Here is a 14,701-nt window from a genome sequence, read left to right on the forward strand (position 1 = left end):
CCCCCCCCCCCCCCCCCCCCCCCCCCCCCCCCCCCCCCCCCCCCCCCCCCCCCGTTTTAGATGTGTATAAGAGACAGCCACTGTACTCGCCGAATTTGCGCGCCAAAGTAGCCTTTACATGGCCAGTTCCATCATCTTCCAACAGGTATTGCCACAGGTAGCCACCAGTTTTTGGACCATTTTTACGGCCTACAATGGCGTACATTTTGCCGTCTTTGCTGGTGTAGATGGCAATGCCCATCAAATCGCGGTATTCGGGGCCGGTTTCACCTACAAAAACATCAATCCCGCCTTTGTCTACCGGCTTCATGTCGGGCAACGAAAAGATGCGCAGCTTATGGGTCATGCGTTCGGTAGCAATGGCAATATCAGTAGGCTTGCCGTTCAATAACAGACCGTAAGCCAAATCAACATTGTTGGGTCTTTTTAGTCCCCTTACCACTTTGTCGGCTATGATTTTGCCTTTCAGGTCGAAAACATAAAGTGCGCCATCTGCGTCTTTATCGGTTCCGATGATCAAGCTTTGCGCAGGGTCGGCCTTGTTGATCCAGATCGCAGGATCGTCGGTATCATATTTAACAGGTTCGGTAATAATAACCGGCTTAATGCTGTTCGTTGTGTCGGTGCTGTTGGTTTTGCAGGCCGCCAATAGCAGCAAAGCCGGCCATAAAGTAAAGTTCAGTTTATTCAAATTCATTGGTTACAGTTTAATGCCATAAGCACCTACAAAGGTAGAAGGCTCTGGAGATATGTAAGTAATGCCATTGGTCATGGTAAGACCTGCCTTATGGTGACGGGTAAAATTGGTAGTTCCCTTGGTCAGGGCCGGTGAGTTTCCTTGCAGGTGGAAATCCCAGGCGGTATTGAAATCGGGGCTGGTTACCAAATTGTTGAGCGGATAATTTACAAATTTCGGATCGTTGTCGCCAGCTTTGGTGCCGATTACATCGTTGGTGCCACCGATCACATCGCCACTTGGCTGAAATTGGTTTACCGTAGTTTGGTCGTAGCCATAATACCAGTTGTTGGTGTATACCGAGCGTTTGTCTTCCGGGTTTTTAGGGTCTCTTTTCACACCAAAACGGGTATTGGCAAACAGGTTGTTGTACAGGTCGGCACGGACGGTACTTTCTAGCCAAACCGAGCCTCCTTTGGCGGTAGGCCTGCGCCAGCCGGTGTTTACCATGGTGTTATTGTAGGCAATAATGTAGGTCTGTGGTGTTCTGTCGCCACTGTTGGAGAGCTTGAGTGCATTGGTATTGGTGCTGTAAACCAAATTGTAGGCTATATCGGCCAAACAACCCGATTTAAAGTTCATGGCTTCGCCACCCGTTACGCCCGTGGTATAGAATACGTTGTTGGCGAAGATGATTTTGCCACCCTCAATATAGGTACAGTCTTCTTGTAGGTTACGGAAAATGCTGTTGGTTACCACCAGTTTGCCTTTTACGTTCGAGAACCAAAGCGCAGGCAGGTTTTCGCCGGCTTTGTTTTTGTAAAGCCCCATTTTTACCGACGTAGAGGCGTCGGAGGTGGTAGAACCGCCATATTCGATTATGGTGTGGTCTAATACGAGTTCGGCACAGGTAGGCGCGGCCAAAATGCCGCCCCATAGCTTGCCGAATTTTTTGGCTGCGGTTTTATAAAACTCGTTAACGGTAAATTTGATTGGATTTTCGGCTGTTCCCAAGGCGTAAAGATTTCCCTTTACGATGATTTCGGGCTTGGCAATCGTATCCATCAATACGGTAACCCCTTCTTCAATGGTGAGGCTTTTGCCTTCAGGGATGATGATGTCGCCTTTGATAACCTGCGTGCTTCCCTTGGCCCATACTCCCGAAACTTCGCCAATGGCCGATCCGTTGCCGGGTGTAGTATCTACATCAATATTTGCCTTTTCGCAACCTGCCATAGCCAGGGCCAAGAGCAAGAAGAGGTTAAGAATCTGTTTAAATTTCATTGCTTTTAAATTTGATGGTTTGTAATCAATTAGTTGAGTTTATAGCGAACGCCAATCAGGTAGCTTTGACCGTAATTGTCGTTTCTGATTAATGTATGACCGTTACTAATTAGCTCTTCCTTGATTTTTTCGTTCTCAGGGTTGGTGCCTTTGATGAAGAGCTTGGTAGGGGTGTTTAGCAAGTTGCCGGCTTTGATAAAGGCACTGATGCCATGTTTGAAACGCTTTTCGGCCGAAAGATCCATCTGGATAAAGCCTTGTTGCCAAAGGTCGTTGTTGAGGAACTGCGATACCGTGTTGATACGCGGCCCTGTGTAGGCACCTGCCAATTGCACATCCCAGCCCTTTTTGGTGTCTTTGTACAATAAAGAAAGGTTGGCAATATGTTCTGACTGACCATACAATGGCCTTGATTGATCAACCGAAACAGCTTTGATATCGCCGGTAACTGCATCTCGCTGACGGGAAGTTTTGGGCGTGGTAATTCTCGAATGTGTGTAGGTATAGTTGGCCTTAACCCCAATTTTGTGGAAGAATTTGATGTAATCCAGCTCTGCGCCATAGTTTTTGGCATTGCCAAAGTTACCCGGACTGTAGTAGATGTCTTGTCCGCGGGTAGCATCTGGCTGAAAAGTATATTCGATTGGGTTTTTGATGTTTTTGTAAAAGACGCCCACCAACAATTGTTCGGATGCACCCGGAAACAGTTCGTAGCGCAAGTCGAAGTTGTCGGCCAAAGCGCGTTTCAGGTTCGGATTGCCACGTTCCTGGTACTCCTCATTCACCACCTTGCTCGGTACAATTTCGTAAAATCCAGGACGGTTTAGCGCCTTGTAGTACGAAGCATGTAGCTGTGCTTTTTCGGTGAGGTGATATTTCAAGGTCAAGCTTGGCAATACATCAGTGTAAGATTGGTTGCCCGTTGGTTTGCTTTCTCCGGCCGGAAACAACAATTGATAACCCTGGTTGGTATGTTCTATCCTGGCGCCGCCGGTTACCTGCCATTGGTTAAGGCTAAAGTTCAGCATGCCATAGCCGGCGCTAATTTTTTCGTTCGCGTCATAAGTTAAAGGATTGCTTACCGCACCGGTGGGGTTGCTTACCACCAAGTTGAGGTCGGTGTAGTTTTGGAAATCCTTGCCATAAACCAAGCCGGCATTGGCTGCGGTAGGCGCAAGGGTGTAATTGTTAAAGAAGCTGCTTCTTTGCTTGTCGCGATAAAGTCCGCCCGCTGTAAAATCAACTTTGGTGCCTGCAATGGTTGCGGTGTAGGTTAAATCGAGATAACCAGCCTTATCTTCGTCGGTGTTACGTTCCCAACGGCGGTTAACCGGAGCGGTGTTAACCAGGCTTAAGCGACTAGCCACAAAGTTCTTTTCGATGCCGTTCAGGCTGATCGTGGTATTGTCTGGCACTTCGTTTCGTGCCGATGAGTATACCGCCGACCATTGTACCTTGAATTTGTTGGCGAAGAATTTGTGATCGCCATGCAAGGTGCTGTTGTAGATTTCCTGTTGCGTTAAACGACTGCGGGTGTTGTACACCAGTTCGGCATTGCCATTGGCTGGATCATAAACGCCATTATAGGTGGTGCTCACGCCCTCGCGCAGCTGCTTGTTTTTAAGGTTAACATAAAAATTGTAAAGACTGATTTTGTTGTTTTGGTCAAAAATATAGTCAACCTTGCCGTGCAGGCCCAAGCGGGTTTGTTGCTCTGAATATTGACGGTAGTCTTTGCTGGTAATTACCGCATACTGGTCGGTACCAGTTACAGCCGAATTGTAGAACGTACTGTTGCTGCCACGGTAGGTGTTTTGATAGCTTCCGGCAACAATTACGCCCAGTTTACCGTCTAAAAAGCGCTGACCAATGGAGAGGCTGCCTATAAGGTTCGGCGCCGGATTTTTGGCCGTATAATCAAGTGTTCCTTTGCTAAAGTCGGCTTGCGTGGCGTTATAGGTTCTGCCCTGCAGTTCGTATGGCGATTTGCTGTTGCTGCTGGCCGAATTGAAACTGGTAAACTTGCGGTCGAAGAACAGCTGATTATAGCCCGTAGCCAAATTGGCGTTAATTTGGAAGTGGTTTGGCGCATTTTTCATCACCATATTTACCGCCCCGCCAATGGCATCGCCTTCAAGGTTCGGGGTTAGGGTTTTGTAGACCTCGAGCCTGTCTAACAAATCTGACGGAAAAAGGTCGAGGGGCACATAGCGGTACTTGTTATCCGGACTTGGAATTTTAACGCCGTTTACCAAAGTGTAGTTGTAGCGTTTGTCCATGCCACGCAAAATGGCGTATTGGCCATCGCCGTTGCTATTGCGTTCAACCGAAATACCCGATACCCGTTGGATCACGTTGGCTACGGTTAGGTCGGGCGAAATTTCTATGGCCTTGGCCGAAACGATGTTCATCACCTGATTGGCGTTTTGCTCTATCCTGCGGGCTTCGTTTTCGTTGTTGCCGTTGCCTACGCCCTTAATGGTTACCTCGCCCAGTATTTTAGAGGCGGGCTCCATGTAGATTTTAACATGCGGATTGTCTTCGCCTAAAATGTTGATATCCTGGCTTACGGTGGTGTAGGTAAGGTAAGAGATCCGCAACACGGTTTTGCCTGGTTTTACGTCTTTCAGCTCAAATGAACCATCGAGGCCTGTAGTGGTTGCCCTGCCGGTATTTTCGAGCACTACGGTTGCGCCAACGATGGCTTCGCCGGTTTGCTTGTCGTAAACATGTCCCTTTAATTTGGCGGCATTAGCAATGCCAACCACAAATAATAGGGGGAAAAGAAGTTTTAAAAATTTGCTCATTTGCTTTGCGTTAAGTCAAGGATTTTAAATGACGCCGCAAAGATGTGGAGGCAATCGGTTAGGAGTGAAATCTGAAGAGTTACAAAAAGGCAACAGCGTTACCAATACCGTAAACCAGAAAGCAACAAGCTTTATTAAGTAATTGATTTTTAATCAATTATGTTTTATTTAAACCTCCGTTATCATTTTATTACCGTTACATTAAGCAAATGTTAAGCGCTGCAAAGCCGAAAAATAATAGCTAAAAATATCAGATGGCTTGTATGAAAGCAGTAAGGTTGTCGCCTTGCGGAATGTTCAGTTTTTTTCTTAACCGGTAGCGCGAAACGCGGAGGCTGTCGGTAGAAATGCCGAGCAGAATGGCAATGTCTGTTGATTCGAGATTGATCTTTAACAAGGAAACCAATCGGAGGTCGGCCGCGGTCAATTCGTTGCTGTAGGCTTTGAGCTTGTCGAAAAAACTTTGGTGTACCTTTTCAAAGGCGGCGGTAAATTCCTTCCAGTATTGCTCATGGCTAAAGCTGTCGTTAATCTGGTTAATGAGTTGTTGCATCTGTTTTTTCTGGTCGCGTTTGTCGTCTTTAACCATTAATTGCAGCTTGTTGCGTAGTTCTTCGAGAAATTTGTTGTGCTTAATCAGGTTGAGGGTGTGGGTAGAAAGTTCCTTGCTCTTGATGTCGAGCTCCTGTTTCAGATTTTCGTCTTCCAGTTGCTGGGTTTTTAGTTCCAGTTGTACCAGTTCATGTTCTACTTCCCGTTGCCGGGCCAAAACCTTTTGGTCTTTGAGCTTGAGGCGTTGCCGGCTGAAAATAACGATACTGAGGATAATCAATAATACCACCACAACAACTACAGCCACCGTGATGATGCGGTTTACTTTTCGGCTGTTGTTGAGACGGGCAATCTCATCGCTTTTTTTGTTGATGTCGTACAACACCTGCAAAAATGAGGTTTGGTTAACCGCTTCCTTAGAATAAACTTCGAGCGAATATTTCCGGCTCAGTTCGGCATAATAATAGGCGCTGTCCATGCGGTTCATCAGCTCGTAGGCCTTGCCCAGGTCTTTGCTGCACGAAGCCAATTGGTAAATGTTGTCGTTTTGCAGGGCCAAGTCATACGCCTGTTTTGAGCGCGCGATACTGGCGGCATATTGGCCTGTTTTTCTTAGGATATCGCCTAAATTATTGAGTACTTCTATGCTGCCAACTTCGTTATGGTCTAATTTGTATAGCTCGAGCGAGTGCGCGAAGCTGGCGTGCGCCGAGTCGTATTTGGCCAGATCTTCGTAAATGCTGCCTAGGTTTTCGTAAATCTTGGCAATGCCCTGCTTGTAATTGGTCAGTTTGTATTGCTCGAGTGCCAAATGCTGATAATAAAAAGCGCTGTCGTATTGTTGGCGCTTTTCGTACAAGTGGCCTATGTTGCCTAAAATCTGGGCTTGCCCCTTTAAGTTTCCGGTTTGTTGGTACAAGGCCAAGGCTTTGTTGTACTGCGCACGCGATTTGTCGAGCTGTTTGTTGTAATAATAAAGCACTCCTATTTCGCCCAGGTTGGCGGCTAATAAATCGCGTTGGTTATGGGTAGAGAATAGCTTATCGGCATGCAGGTAAAATTCGAGCGCCTGTGCATAGTGCCCCTGGTTGTAGCATACTTTGCCCATTTGTTGCAGGCACAAGGCCTCGGCCAGCTCATTGTTTTCGGCCAATGCCTTGGCATGCAGTTTTTTGAGGATGATCAGTGCAGTATCGGGATGCTTTTGGCTGATGGACTGTATGCTTGTAAAGTCTGTCGACTGTGCCCGCAAAAGTTGGGGTACGCCAAGTAGGACCATCAGGAAACAAAACAACAAAGGTACTTTTGCCATACGCCAAAAAGCAGGTTTACAATCTTCAAATAAACCAACTTCATGTTAACTCAATGTTACCTCGGTGCGTGTATTTTAAACTTTAGGCCTTTAAGCCTCATGAATGTTTCTTCCTTTACGCCAATTAATTAGATAGCCGTGATGGAATATGAGGATAACAATCCCTAAATTGGCCAAAAATTTAATACATGATTGCACACCACGTTTTATTCTGGCTAAAAGCCGATACCAGCGACGAACAGAAAGCGGCTTTTTTAAAGGGCCTGCAAACGCTTGAACAGATCGAAGTTGTAAAAAACTATCATATTGGCACGCCTGCGCCTATTGAAAGAGCCGTAGTTGATACCACTTATACCTTCAGCCTGGTTCTTTTTTTCGAGGATTTGGCTGCGCATGATGTTTATCAGGTGCATCCGGTACACAAAGTCTTTTTAGACGAATTCCGCATTTTCTTTGAAAAAGTAGTCATTTACGATGCGCAGAACTAAGCCCTAACTGCTCAATGAATCAAAAGGCCTCAGCTGTTAAGCTGAGGCCTTTTTTAATGCTATTTTAACTTATTTTTTGCGTGAGGTAAATCAGGGGTGCGCTTTCCGTTAGCTCGGGCGCCACGGCCACAAAGTCGGTAATATAGGCTTGTTGGTTGTGGGCCGCCAAACCCTCGGCACTCGTCCATTCCTCCTGAAAGATGAAAAGGTTTTCGTCTTCGGTCGATTGGTGCAGGTCGTATTGGAGGCAGGCGGTTTCTTGCCTCGAATGGACAACCATGTTTTGAAGAACGGCTTTCAGTTCTTCGGCCTTGCCGGGTTTGCTTTTAACCAATGCTGTGAGATAGATGCTCATGAGGTTTGTTTTTGATGCTGAATAATTGGATGAGGTGTTTTTCGTATGCCTTTAAATCGCGCGCAATATCTGCATTCTTTTCTACATCGTGAAAATGGAAGCTTGGCAAAGGTTGCATGCCCACAAAGGCATTCATGCGGTGGAAGCCGAAAAGTACGCCCTCGTCTACGCTTTTTTCGTTAAAAAACTCGCCGGGCAAGGTAAATGCCGTAGCTGGGGCATTCCAGCTGCTGGTAACCAGGTAGTGTCGGCCATGCAACAGGCCGCCGGTGCCGTAGTTGATGTTCGGGTTATCGGACGAACGGCCATCGCTATGGTAAATGCCCTTTTGGTGGCCAGCGGTAAATACCTCGTCTATGTATTTTTTAAAGCCATTGGGTACCTGAAACCACCAAATAGGCGTATGGTAAATCACCAGATCTGCCCATACAAAATTTTCTACTTCCTTGTTGGCATCGTAAACCTCGTTGATGTTGGTAGAGCGAATGCTTACGCCAGGCAATTGGCCTAAAAAATTGATGCTGAAATTGGTGATGGTCTGATTGAAACGGCCACCTGAATGCCCGAAAACCTGGCCACCGTTAATGATGAATATTTTTTTAAAGTCCATGTTGTTTCTCTATTGATGAAGCAAAATTACCGCCTCTTTATTTACTATTAAAATAATATAAATTATATATTTGTATCATAATTATAATAAATAGAATTATGGTCAATCTAGAATGGTACCGCACGTTTAAAGCGATTTACGAAACGGGCTCGCTCACCGGGGCTGCCGAATCGCTGTATGTTTCGCAGCCAGGGGTAAGTTTGCACCTGAGCTCGCTCGAATCTTATGTAGGCTACAAGCTGTTTGATCGGAGCTCGAGAAAAATGGTGCCTACCGAGCGTGGCAAGATCCTGTATAATTTTATTTTAGAGCCTATTGGCAAATTGCAGGAAGCGGAAGAACACTTTAAAAAAAGTACGGAAAAAGATATTCCTACCGTAAGCATTGGCATGTGCTTCGAAACCTTTCAGTTTACCCTCGAACCTTATCTGCCCACCCTGGATTTTAACGTAATCATCAAGTTTGGCGAATACCCCGAAATGTTGGCCGATTTAGACAATGGTATTTTAGACATGATCATTACGCCACAAAAAGGCGATTACAAGAATTTGGTATACAAGCCTTTTTTTAAGGAAAAACTGGTGCTGGTAGCCGGTAAGGAAACAGCTACGAAGGAATTTGAAGCGCTGATTGCCCATCGGGATTTTGCCGCGGCGCAGCAATGGCTAAAAACACAGACCTGGTACGGTACAACGGGAGATATGGAGCACTTGCGACGCTTTTGGTATCAGAACTTTGAGAAACGCCCCGATTTTAGGCCCAACTTTATCGTACCCAACATCTGCTCTATTTTGCGTTGCCTAAGCGGTCGGAGCGGCTTTGCGGTGGTCCCCGATTTCCTTTCTAAAAAAGAGTTGGATGCGGGTCAGGTAAAAGTGGTTTGGGAAGGCGAAAAACCCATCGAGAACACCTTGCATTTCGGTACGAGAAGCAAGACCATCTATGCCGATCAGCTGGCCAAGATACAAGAGATCTTTGAAAAGGAAATGCTTAACTCCACACGCGATTAAAACAAAGCCAGCTGTTCTGCCTCTTGTTCTTTGCCGGTAAAAGGGAAATACTTGACCAATCGGTAGCTTTCTTTGGGACTGAAAGTAAGCGGATCTATTTCGCGTTTGAGAAGGAGCATGCCATTGGCGGCAAAAGAAGCATTGTATCGCCTTTTTCCCCACTCTTCCCAGGCTTGTCTAAACTGAGGTTCGGCCATATTGCGGGCAATGGTAAGGTGCAGGTTGTTACTAAACGAAGGCTTAAAGGTATCCAATGCATTCAGTTTTTTGCTCAGCCTCAGTTTCATGGCGCTAACACCTTGGGCAATAGGTTTGTTGTTGATTACATTCACATAAATGGTACGGTAGTTAAACTGGCCGAAACCAGACAATTTGATGGTTGTGGGCGGAATGGCCTTGGCAAGTTTTTCAAAATCTTCAACAATTGGCCTCTCCATACTTTCAAACTGCCCGAAATTGGCCAAAGTAATGTGCGGTTTCGATTTGATGGCACTGGCCAGCCCATAATCGTTGCTGTAGGCCGTTTTAATGTCCATAATTTCGGCGTTTACTTTCTGGTCGGGCGAAAGCAGCAACAAGTGCTCGTAAAATGCATAAGCGGTTTTCTTAGCCATGGCAAAAAAATTAGGATCGGGAAACTAAATTACTAAATTTATTAGTAATTTGCAAATTTAATTTCAGCTAATTTGTTGCCTGCTAGTGGCTTGCCTGAGGCCTAAAGTTCTTCCAGACGCTTATTGTTATAACGCTTAAATCGGGTATTTTTGGCCTCGCCGATTACCTGTCCACGATAGATTCCCGTATGGCCAGAAATGAGGTAAGCGGTTACACAAGCCAGTGCAGCATAAACGCCACAATCTGACCCGAACAATTCAATAGCCATTACCGTACAGGCCAGAGGCGTATTGGTGGCCCCGGCAAATACCGCTACAAAACCCATCCCGGCTAGGAGGCCAACAGGTAGGGGCAACCAAAAGGAAAGTGCGCTGCCCAGCGCCGCTCCAATAAAAAACAGTGGTGTTACTTCGCCACCTTTAAAGCCTGCCGCCAGTGTTATAATGGTAAAAGCCATTTTAAGGGCAAATACCTCAAAACCCAACGGTGCCTGGAAAGCACCAACAATGGTAGGAATGCCTAGGCCAATGTATTGGGTATGGCCTAAAGCCCAAACGGCCGAGGCTACCATAAGGCCTCCAGCAACGGGCCTAAGTGGCGGATATTTGATGAACTTTTTAAAGGCAGTACTCGCCCAATGCATCAGTTTGCTAAAGGCAGCTGCACAAAGCCCAAAAGCCAAACCGGCTAGTAGGGCATAGCCCATGGGCAACAACGCAAGGCGCGGAATATCGCCCATCTGGTAAGTGGTATGATGTACCTGCCACCATTGGGTAGTCAGGTTGGCCAGTATAGCCGCCATAAATGCCGGAAAAATGGCATCGTATTTTAATTTGCCGATCAGGAAAAGTTCGAGGCCAAAAATGGCACCGGCCAAAGGGGTGCCGAAAACAGAGCCAAAGCCTGCCGCTACGGCAGCCACCAGCAGCGTTTGCCTGTCGGCTGGGCTCAGTTTAAAAGGTTTGCAGAGCTGATCGCTTAGGGCGCCGGCCATTTGCAGGGCAGTGCCTTCACGGCCTGCAGATCCGCCGAACAAATGCGTTGCCAAGGTGCCCAGGTAAACAAAGGGTGCCATTTTAAAGGGAATGGTTTGTTGCGGACGATGGTAGGTTTGGATGAGCAGGTTATTGCCCGCTTCCACATCCTTTCCGTAATGATGATAGAGCAAACCAATGAGCAGGCCTGCAAGAGGTAGCAACGCAATGAGCCAAACATGGTTTTCGCGGTAAGCGGTTACCCAATTAAGCGATTGCAGAAAGCCAGCCGAAGCCGATCCTACCATGATGCCGATGATGGCACAAATGAAAAGCCATTTGAGTAAATAGGGCAGGGCAGGGTACTTCCTGAAGCATAAGCGAAATTGCAAGCTGGTTTTTTGGCTGATGGTCTTTTCTGTTTTAAAGGGCATAACAATCCTGATTAAATGTTTTAACATCCATAACCAGGCGTCATCAGCGTTTTTAGGGCGGTTCAATTAGGAAGACACCATTTCCTTGCCACAAATTTATAAACTTGCGGGGAGAAAGTTAAATAAATAGTTTAAAATTAACCTTTGTTTTTGGCTCAACTTATTTTTAACACGCTAGTTGTCAATATTTTCTTGCTTTTTTTTAAACAGTAGCCCCTCAGCTTTGTTGTATCTAATAGCTATGAAAAAACAGGTTTACGTTGTTGAAGATAACGAAGATATAGGAGAACTGATTGGATACATCTTGAGTGGCGAAACTTATGAGGTTACCATTTGTCCTAATGTGGCGGCTTTTCATCTCGCGATGCAACGGGCCGTTCCAGATGTAATTGTGTTGGATGTGATGTTGCCCGATGGCAACGGCATAGAAGTTTGCAAGGAACTGAAATCGAGTCAGAAGTTTACACAGGTGCCCGTTATCATCATGTCGGCCAACGCCGATAAAAAAATGGTTTATAAAGATGCCTGTGCCGAAGATTTTATCGGCAAGCCTTTTAATATCGACGATTTTCAGCATCGGGTAGAACGTTACCTCGAATAGCTAGAGCTCAATCTCCCTGTCTCTTTGCGTGCTTTTCCACCCTATATTTGTCAGATTTGCCCTTGTCTGGTGTTACTGGCTTGCACTAACTTTGCTTTATCCAATAACGATTAAAAAACACAAAAATAATTTGAACATGGAAACTGCAACCAAAAACCCAATTACTGTTAGCGCCGTTATCAATGCGCCTATTGCAAAAGTCTGGAATTCGTGGAACGAACCAGCGCACATTACCCAGTGGTGCCAAGCCTCGCCTGATTGGCATGCGCCTTATGCCGAGAACGACCTGCGCAAAGATGGAAAATTTAAAACCACCATGGCCGCCAAAGATGGTAGCTTTAGTTTTGATTTCGGCGGCGTTTACAGCGAGGTAGAACCGCACCAATTAATTGCCTATGCCATGGAAGATGGCCGCAAAGTGAAAATTGTTTTCGAAGATCTAGGCATCAGTACCAAGGTAACCGAAACATTCGACCCGGAAGATACGAATCCCATCGAAATGCAGCAAGGTGGCTGGCAGGCGATTTTAGACAACTTTAAGAAATATACAGAACAGCTTTAGTTTAAGCGCACATCAGGCACAATCTGCCTTGGCTGCTTAGGGCTAAGGCAGGTCTTATGCCAATCTAACTCGATAGAAAGTGGTAAAATAGAAAATAAGGATTAACTTTAGTGCTAGAATCTATCCTTAACCATTTACCATGATCAACAACCTATTAAAAGGAGGCTTTCTATTCCTCTTTGCGGGCTTAACGCAACTTGTTGTTGCCCAGCAACGCCCCAATATTGTACTTATTTTGGCTGATGATTTGGGCTATGCCGATTTATCCTGCTATGGCAATCCGGTAATCGAAACCCCATTTTTAGACCAAATGGCGGCCAAAGGCATAAAAGCCACCAATTATGCGGTTACTTCGCCCTCGTGTTCGCCATCGCGTGGCAGCTTGCTTACCGGAAGATACCCTACGCGTTTCGACATCCCATCGCCCTTGGCGCCGGGCCAAAAACAGGGACTGGCCGCGGCCGAAGTGACCCTGGCCGAAATGCTTAGGGCAAACGGCTACAAAACAGCTATGGTGGGCAAGTGGCATTTGGGCGATCATTACGAAAACCTGCCCATGCAACAGGGCTTTCAAAACTATTATGGCATGTTGTACAGCCACGATTACCACACGCCTTACGTAAAAACAGATTCGACCTTAAAAATTTATCGGGGCAACAAAGCCGAAATTATACAGCCGGCCGATAGTTCATTAACCAATTTATACGGCAAGGAGGCCATCAGCTTTATCAAAAAACAAAAAGCAAACCAGCCTTTCTTTCTGTACCTGGCTTACAACATGCCCCATTTGCCGGTTTGGTTTGCTGCGCAGAAGAACAAGAACAATAACGAAAAAGGTGGCGAACTGGGCTTTGTGGTCAACGAAATGGACAAAAGCATTGCGGCGGTTTGGAAGGCCATTGAGCAACAGGGCTTTGCCAAGAACACCATCTTTATTTTTTCGAGCGATAACGGCCCTTGGTCCAACTATCCCGACAGGATGAGCGAAGACCATGTGACCAAACGCAACCACGCCGGTTACGCCGGAATTTTTAGGGGGAGCAAAGGCACTACTTATGAGGGTGGCGACCGAGTTCCCTTTATTTTTTACTGGGCCGGACAAACGCAGCCCAGTGTATTGAAAAAACCATTGACTTGTTTGGATATTTTGCCAACCTTGGCTAGCATTACGGGCAGTACCCTGCCTAAGGGCCAAACCTTGGATGGCGAAAATGTGAGCAACCTGCTTACCGGCAAGCGTGCGGTGGCGCACCAACCATTTTATTATGTAAACAATGGCGTACCCGAAGCGGTAAGGGATGGCATTTGGAAGCTTCGACGCATCAAAGAAAAAGATGAAACGACTATCGAATTGTATAACCTCGAGGCCGACCCGGCAGAACGCGTGAACCTGAAAAGCGATTATCCTGAACTTACGGCCAGGCTTACGGCTAAACTAGACCAATACCCATATGGGAAAAATTGATTATTGAGGCAACCAGATTAAAAACCAATAGCATGGGGCAGGCTAAGCGCGGGCATAAAAACCGTACCTTAGCCATTGCTTTTGCCTATTTGCGGATTTCTATGCTGGCTCCTGGGCCAATGTGGGTAAACAAGCTGTCAATGTCCTTATTGGATAGGGCAATGCAACCTGCCGTCCAATCTTTGGCGTTCTTTTTGGCAGGCGTTGTGCCATGGATCATGATGCCGACTCCTGGCTTAACGCCCCTTTTTTTAGCCATGAGCTTATCTTCGGCATTGGGATAGGAAATCCAGATGCTTTTATAGAAGTTGTCGTTGCGTTCGGTTTTCAAGTCTAGGTGATAAATTCCTTCGGGTGTTTTCCCATCGCCATCGCTTACCTTGTTGCCCACCGGCGACCAGCCCAGGTTAATGGGCAGTTCTAAAAGCTTAATGCCGTTTCGGCTCACCAGTAATTTTCTTTGGCTTTTTAAAACCAGTACATGATCGCCCAGGGCCAGCATGTTGGCAATGTCTTTTAGTTTGTCGGACCAGGCCTTGCTTGTATTCCGATTTCTATAGGCTTCCCACCTGGCCGATCTTGCGACCGCGTAATCGTCTTTTCTGAGCGAATCCATTGCGCTTTCGTTAAAACGTTGCAGTTTCCATTGGCCATTGTCTTGGTAAATCATCGCCTCCTGATTAAAAAGGGGAGCAATGTATTGTTTAAACTTGAGCTGATTGCCTTGATTGTCTTCCACCAAAATACTGCTATCTATGCTTTTGGGCAGGTATTGTAAAAGCGAATCGCTCCAAAGGGTTTCAGTAGGGGTAGTTTGGGCAGTTACAGGGTCTTTTGCCAGTAGCCAAATCCAAGTGCCAGCCATCAAGGCGAGCAATAAAAAAACGCCAGCATATTTCATGTCTTAAACCTTTGAAATAAAGTTAACCAAACTGTAACTAACTTTATAGTTTTTT

General features: G+C 46.2%; 14 protein-coding genes and 1 riboswitch. Of the genes, 5 read left to right on the forward strand and 9 right to left on the reverse strand.

Annotation, left to right across the window (positions count from 1 at the left end; genetic code table 11):
- The 4 genes from JHD69_RS11845 to JHD69_RS11860 all read right to left on the reverse strand — a co-directional run.
- Positions 1-697, reverse strand: a 697-nt coding sequence (locus JHD69_RS11845; RefSeq protein ID WP_199140551.1) for a phytase, incomplete at its 3' end; no start/stop codon positions are given.
- 3 nt (positions 698-700) lie between these two features.
- The gene (locus JHD69_RS11850) at positions 701-1,960 is read right to left on the reverse strand and encodes a right-handed parallel beta-helix repeat-containing protein (RefSeq protein ID WP_199140552.1); all 1,260 of its coding nucleotides are present in this window, start codon (positions 1,958-1,960) and stop codon (positions 701-703) included.
- 29 nt (positions 1,961-1,989) lie between these two features.
- Positions 1,990-4,767, reverse strand: a complete 2,778-nt coding sequence (locus JHD69_RS11855; protein WP_199140553.1) for a TonB-dependent receptor — start codon at positions 4,765-4,767, stop codon at positions 1,990-1,992.
- Between the two features lie 250 nt (positions 4,768-5,017).
- Complete coding sequence (locus JHD69_RS11860) at positions 5,018-6,631, reverse strand: tetratricopeptide repeat protein (RefSeq protein WP_233165886.1); 1,614 nt, start codon at positions 6,629-6,631, stop codon at positions 5,018-5,020.
- Between the two features lie 188 nt (positions 6,632-6,819).
- Between JHD69_RS11860 and JHD69_RS11865 the strand changes: the two genes are divergently transcribed.
- Positions 6,820-7,119 (forward strand): Dabb family protein, encoded by a 300-nt coding sequence (locus JHD69_RS11865; RefSeq protein ID WP_199140554.1) that lies wholly within the window; start codon positions 6,820-6,822, stop codon positions 7,117-7,119.
- Positions 7,120-7,183: 64 nt separating this feature from the next.
- On the opposite strand, the gene JHD69_RS11870 is transcribed toward JHD69_RS11865, so the two are convergent.
- Positions 7,184-7,474, reverse strand: coding sequence for a putative quinol monooxygenase (locus JHD69_RS11870; RefSeq protein ID WP_199140555.1), 291 nt, complete (start codon positions 7,472-7,474; stop codon positions 7,184-7,186).
- On the reverse strand, positions 7,446-8,084 hold the full coding sequence (locus tag JHD69_RS11875) for an NAD(P)H-dependent oxidoreductase (RefSeq protein ID WP_199140556.1): 639 nt from the start codon (positions 8,082-8,084) through the stop codon (positions 7,446-7,448). Before JHD69_RS11875 ends, JHD69_RS11870 begins: the two co-directional genes overlap by 29 nt.
- A gap of 98 nt (positions 8,085-8,182) precedes the next feature.
- Here JHD69_RS11875 and JHD69_RS11880 point away from each other — a divergent pair, with 98 nt between their 5' ends.
- Positions 8,183-9,094, forward strand: a complete 912-nt coding sequence (locus JHD69_RS11880) for a LysR family transcriptional regulator (protein WP_199140557.1) — start codon at positions 8,183-8,185, stop codon at positions 9,092-9,094.
- Here the strand turns inward: JHD69_RS11880 and JHD69_RS11885 are convergent.
- Positions 9,091-9,708, reverse strand: coding sequence for a 2'-5' RNA ligase family protein (locus JHD69_RS11885; RefSeq protein ID WP_199140558.1), 618 nt, complete (start codon positions 9,706-9,708; stop codon positions 9,091-9,093). The two genes, JHD69_RS11880 and JHD69_RS11885, sit on opposite strands and share 4 nt — an antisense overlap.
- A gap of 101 nt (positions 9,709-9,809) precedes the next feature.
- Positions 9,810-11,117, reverse strand: coding sequence for a voltage-gated chloride channel family protein (locus JHD69_RS11890; protein ID WP_199140559.1), 1,308 nt, complete (start codon positions 11,115-11,117; stop codon positions 9,810-9,812).
- 27 nt (positions 11,118-11,144) lie between these two features.
- Positions 11,145-11,211: riboswitch (Fluoride riboswitch) on the reverse strand.
- Between the two features lie 147 nt (positions 11,212-11,358).
- On the opposite strand from JHD69_RS11890, the gene JHD69_RS11895 reads away from it, so the two are divergent.
- The 3 genes from JHD69_RS11895 to JHD69_RS11905 all read left to right on the forward strand — a co-directional run bounded on the left by JHD69_RS11895 (position 11,359) and on the right by JHD69_RS11905 (position 13,745).
- Positions 11,359-11,718 (forward strand): response regulator transcription factor, encoded by a 360-nt coding sequence (locus tag JHD69_RS11895; protein ID WP_199140560.1) that lies wholly within the window; start codon positions 11,359-11,361, stop codon positions 11,716-11,718.
- Between the two features lie 136 nt (positions 11,719-11,854).
- Positions 11,855-12,280, forward strand: coding sequence for an SRPBCC family protein (locus tag JHD69_RS11900; RefSeq protein ID WP_199140561.1), 426 nt, complete (start codon positions 11,855-11,857; stop codon positions 12,278-12,280).
- Positions 12,281-12,419: 139 nt separating this feature from the next.
- Complete coding sequence (locus JHD69_RS11905) at positions 12,420-13,745, forward strand: sulfatase-like hydrolase/transferase (RefSeq protein WP_199140562.1); 1,326 nt, start codon at positions 12,420-12,422, stop codon at positions 13,743-13,745.
- Between the two features lie 85 nt (positions 13,746-13,830).
- Here the strand turns inward: JHD69_RS11905 and JHD69_RS11910 are convergent, their stop codons facing one another.
- Positions 13,831-14,646, reverse strand: coding sequence for a L,D-transpeptidase family protein (locus tag JHD69_RS11910; RefSeq protein WP_199140563.1), 816 nt, complete (start codon positions 14,644-14,646; stop codon positions 13,831-13,833).
- Positions 14,647-14,701 lie beyond the last annotated feature (55 nt).

This window comes from Pedobacter sp. ASV12, from assembly GCF_016429155.1.
Lineage (GTDB): Bacteria > Bacteroidota > Bacteroidia > Sphingobacteriales > Sphingobacteriaceae > Pedobacter.

Excerpts from the sequence above, each read along its gene's own strand:
- JHD69_RS11850 (WP_199140552.1), bottom strand. The coding sequence starts at position 1,960 with ATGAAATTTAAACAGATTCTTAACCTCTTCTTGCTCTTGGCCCTGGCT.
- JHD69_RS11855 (WP_199140553.1), bottom strand. The coding sequence starts at position 4,767 with ATGAGCAAATTTTTAAAACTTCTTTTCCCCCTATTATTTGTGGTTGGC.
- JHD69_RS11860 (WP_233165886.1), bottom strand. The coding sequence starts at position 6,631 with ATGGCAAAAGTACCTTTGTTGTTTTGTTTCCTGATGGTCCTACTTGGC.
- JHD69_RS11865 (WP_199140554.1), top strand. The coding sequence starts at position 6,820 with ATGATTGCACACCACGTTTTATTCTGGCTAAAAGCCGATACCAGCGAC.
- JHD69_RS11870 (WP_199140555.1), bottom strand. The coding sequence starts at position 7,474 with ATGAGCATCTATCTCACAGCATTGGTTAAAAGCAAACCCGGCAAGGCC.
- JHD69_RS11875 (WP_199140556.1), bottom strand. The coding sequence starts at position 8,084 with ATGGACTTTAAAAAAATATTCATCATTAACGGTGGCCAGGTTTTCGGG.
- JHD69_RS11880 (WP_199140557.1), top strand. The coding sequence starts at position 8,183 with ATGGTCAATCTAGAATGGTACCGCACGTTTAAAGCGATTTACGAAACG.
- JHD69_RS11885 (WP_199140558.1), bottom strand. The coding sequence starts at position 9,708 with ATGGCTAAGAAAACCGCTTATGCATTTTACGAGCACTTGTTGCTGCTT.
- JHD69_RS11890 (WP_199140559.1), bottom strand. The coding sequence starts at position 11,117 with ATGCCCTTTAAAACAGAAAAGACCATCAGCCAAAAAACCAGCTTGCAA.
- JHD69_RS11895 (WP_199140560.1), top strand. The coding sequence starts at position 11,359 with ATGAAAAAACAGGTTTACGTTGTTGAAGATAACGAAGATATAGGAGAA.
- JHD69_RS11900 (WP_199140561.1), top strand. The coding sequence starts at position 11,855 with ATGGAAACTGCAACCAAAAACCCAATTACTGTTAGCGCCGTTATCAAT.
- JHD69_RS11905 (WP_199140562.1), top strand. The coding sequence starts at position 12,420 with ATGATCAACAACCTATTAAAAGGAGGCTTTCTATTCCTCTTTGCGGGC.
- JHD69_RS11910 (WP_199140563.1), bottom strand. The coding sequence starts at position 14,646 with ATGAAATATGCTGGCGTTTTTTTATTGCTCGCCTTGATGGCTGGCACT.